This is a genomic window from Microcoleus sp. MON2_D5 (genome assembly GCF_036701905.1).
Lineage (GTDB): Bacteria > Cyanobacteriota > Cyanobacteriia > Cyanobacteriales > Microcoleaceae > Microcoleus.
The window spans coordinates 1-3,438 of record NZ_JAUBRM010000198.1 but is presented as its reverse complement, the minus strand read 5'-3'; the positions used below and the strand labels follow the sequence as shown (position 1 = coordinate 3,438).

General features: G+C 38.0%; 3 protein-coding genes and 2 pseudogenes. All 5 read left to right on the top strand.

Annotation, left to right across the window (positions count from 1 at the left end; translation table 11 throughout):
* Positions 1–34: 34 nt before the first annotated feature.
* The 5 genes and pseudogenes from QUA47_RS30480 to QUA47_RS31150 all read left to right on the top strand — a co-directional run bounded on the left by QUA47_RS30480 (position 35) and on the right by QUA47_RS31150 (position 3,365).
* A pseudogene (locus QUA47_RS30480) lies at positions 35–744 on the top strand (IS1 family transposase).
* A gap of 115 nt (positions 745–859) precedes the next feature.
* Positions 860–1,108, top strand: a complete 249-nt coding sequence (locus tag QUA47_RS30475; protein WP_333433572.1) for a helix-turn-helix domain-containing protein — start codon at positions 860–862, stop codon at positions 1,106–1,108.
* A 69-nt stretch (positions 1,109–1,177) separates the two neighbouring features.
* Positions 1,178–1,318: pseudogene (locus QUA47_RS31155) on the top strand (hypothetical protein); the annotation flags it as partial.
* 629 nt (positions 1,319–1,947) lie between these two features.
* Entirely contained in the window at positions 1,948–2,463 is a 516-nt protein-coding gene (locus tag QUA47_RS30470; RefSeq protein ID WP_333433571.1) for an alpha/beta hydrolase, read from the top strand.
* Between the two features lie 746 nt (positions 2,464–3,209).
* Positions 3,210–3,365, top strand: coding sequence for a transposase (locus QUA47_RS31150; RefSeq protein WP_445302563.1), 156 nt, complete (start codon positions 3,210–3,212; stop codon positions 3,363–3,365).
* Positions 3,366–3,438 lie beyond the last annotated feature (73 nt).

Genomic DNA, 3,438 nt, shown 5'->3' with positions numbered 1-3,438 from the left:
AACGTCTTAAGTTTAACTCCAATTAGGTAACTTAATGTTTTGTTACATAGATAGGTTTTTTACCGCCTACCTACTTAAGTCAACTCAGGTTCACAAGAATGGACACAAAAAAGGCAAACAGAATTATCTTTTTGTTGACGGTGGTAGGCAATTTATAGACTGTTATGGAACTCAAAAAAGATAGGTAAAATAAGTTAAAAAACAATGCCTATTGATATATGTTAATGGCAGGGAATTTCGAGCGATTGAGAGAGTTACAGGCGTACATAATACAAGAATTATGGGTTGGGTTAAACAAGTAGGAGAACTGCTGTCAGATTATTACACTCCAGAGACCATACCAGAAGTACGAGAATTAGATGAATTAGAAACATTTGTTAAGTAAAAAAAAAAATTGGTTGTGGACGCCAGTAAACCACTTTCAAGTAGGTATTTTAGGGTGGGTGTTTGGGAACCATAGCGCTCAGACATTTAAACCTTTATGGGATGAGGTAGTTAACAAAGGGAAATGCTATTTTTATGTGACTGATGGAAACCAAATTGTTTGCAAAACTTACATGACTTGCAGTAGAAGGAGAAAATGCCAGACTCAGACATTATCTAGCTCGCTTAAAAAGAAAAATTTTTTGTTATTCTAAGTCAGAACAAATGCTCAAACATTCAATTCGATTAGTAATTCACTATCTTATGTTTAATAGTGTTCCCGTTCCCTATTCAATTAATCCTTACGATCGATTGAGATGAAGATCGATCGCGCTTATCATACCTTAATCCAGCACTGCCCCTAATAGATATAGCAATCCTAAATCCTTATCATGATTACGGTACAATTATATGCAATACTTGATTATGAAAAAAAATGAATAACTTACAACTTCCACAAAAAGATATGGAAAAAGAAATAGCCCAATTAGAATCTTTCATTAACAGCGATATCGATGCAAGAGAACTAAAACGAGCAATAGCTGTCAGGATGGCGCTCTCCGGTAAGCTTTACTATGAAATCAGCAAAATGTTAGGTGTAAGTGAATTCTTTGTGGGTTATTGGAAAAAGATTTTTAAAACCCAAGGCATCGAAGGAATAAAACTAGGATATAAAGGCTCATAAGGGTATTTTACCGAGAGACAAATGGATGTAGTAGTCGAGTGTTTAAAGAATAAATAATATTGGAATTTAGAGGAGTTAGTGACTTATCTAGAGCAAGAGTTTGGTGTAATATATAAATCAAAGCAGAGCTATTATGAACTTTTCTGTCGGGCAAATATTAGTGGAAAAAAACTCAAAAAGTTAATCCAAAATCAGATGAATAACTGGTAAAAAAAAGCGGGAATAAATTAACAATATTTAATCGAAAAACAAGGCTGGCATAGAATGTGAGGAAATAATAGTATTGTTTTTAGATGAATGTCATCTACTTCAGGGCGATCGAACCGGCTACGTTTGGGGTCAATGCGAGCGGAGAATTGAAGTTCCTATTACCAATGAAAAACATAGACAAACTTATTTTGGTACCCTGAATTATCAAAGCAAACAATTCCACATTCAAAATTATTAATCCAAAGAAAAAAATTAATATTTAAATTCATAACACACTTATAAATAAATATAAAACACCGAGAATAATCTTAATTTGGGAGGGAGATATTTATCATAAATATGGAAAATTTAGAGATTCTTTAGGATCAGTCAATAGTGAGAATAAACCGTCAGGTTGGTCAATTACTTGTATTTTATTTTATCCCAATTCGCCCCAAGATAATCCCGTTGAAGATATTTGGTTACAAGCTAAAAACTTTTTAACAAAGTATTTGTATTTATGTAGGTCTTTTAAGATTATCAATTTTTTGTTTGAGTTCTTTACTAAGGAACATAAATTTGATTTCCCCAAAATTCATCAGTACACTTCTACATAGAAAATCATTTAGGATTGCTATAGCATGAAAGTTATGGTGACACAACCATCAAGGCAGGCAACCATGCAACTGCACGATGGTCGTAAACTAGCATGGTCGGAATGGGGATCTGTTGACGGCATTCCAGTTCTGTTTTGCACTCCGGCCGGAATGAGCAGTTGGCTTGGTTTTGGTGCTAGCGCTCTCCCAAATCTTGGTCTAAAACTGATTGCTATTGACCGACCTGGTTTGGGTTGGTCTGACCCTCATCCCAATAAAACCCTGTCTTCTTGGGTGGATGATATGCGAGAGTTTCTTGGGGCCCAAAATCTCGATAATGTTCTCGCCGTTGGTTTCTCTCAAGGGGCACCGTTCGCCTTTGCTTTAGCAGCCCAGGGAGGAGTAAAAGCTCTCGCCATTGTATCGGGGCAAGATGAACTTACTTATCCACGTCTTTTACCGCTCTTGCATCCAGATGTGAAGTGCATGATTGCTGCTATCCAACAAGACCCTGTAGGATTTGAGCAACACTTTTCACAGATGGCTACAGCCGATGGCTGTGGCAGTTAATTATTCGGATGAGTGGAGAATGCGATCGCATATTGTATGAGAGTGACACTTTTAGCCCATCCTTTAGGCGAGCATTGCAGGAAGGTTTCTCCCAAGGCGCTCAAGGATACGCGCGGGATCTCGTCAACGCGCTCAGTTCTTGACCTATGAAGCTGGAGGAGATAACCATTCCCGTAGATCTCTGGTATGGCGGCTTGGATACCAGTACGGTTCACTCCCCTGATTTTGGTGCAACCTTGGCTCTGCGTCTACCAAACGTTTCGCCTACCTTCGATCCGAACCAAGGGGGTTCGATTCTTTGGACTAAATCTTGGCAGATTCTATCAAAACTGAAATCTCATCTATCCAACGCATAAGATGGACTTCATGTTATCATCTCTAAATGCTAAGATTGGCGCGTACTCGCATAAACAATAAATTCAGCTAGGTGCCATAACCTATCCGAAAAAACTGGCAATGAGTGCTGACACCTCCATCACCCTGATTGGTTAGGTCTTCGGAGCAATGATGTAAACATGATTTTCAGGATATGGATGGTATTCGAGATGGCGGAAAGTGTTTCTACCAATTCATCATTTTTTTGTCTTTTTTTTAGTTTTATTCCAACTAACTTGGGCTTCATCAAGTAATGTATAATAAGTTGCATTTGATTTGAAGCGAACATCATAATTGTCTTCTATATTGAACCCATTTGACATCTTTAAGGAGCTGAATTAAGGTACACACAACCCTTTAATCTAGCCACCCTGAGCTATTCCAGCAGCCTCACTGATGCAGAATGGGAAATTATTGAACCGCTGTTGCCTCAGATATTACCTCAGAAGAAGCAGACACGACCTTGCAATTGGACAAAACGAGAGATCCTCGATGGCATCCTCTATCAACTCAAAAATGGTTGGTAACGATTCAGGTCTAAATTTGAGGAATTAAAGATGGTTGTTGCATATCTGGATTAACCATCGCTTTTATAGCTTG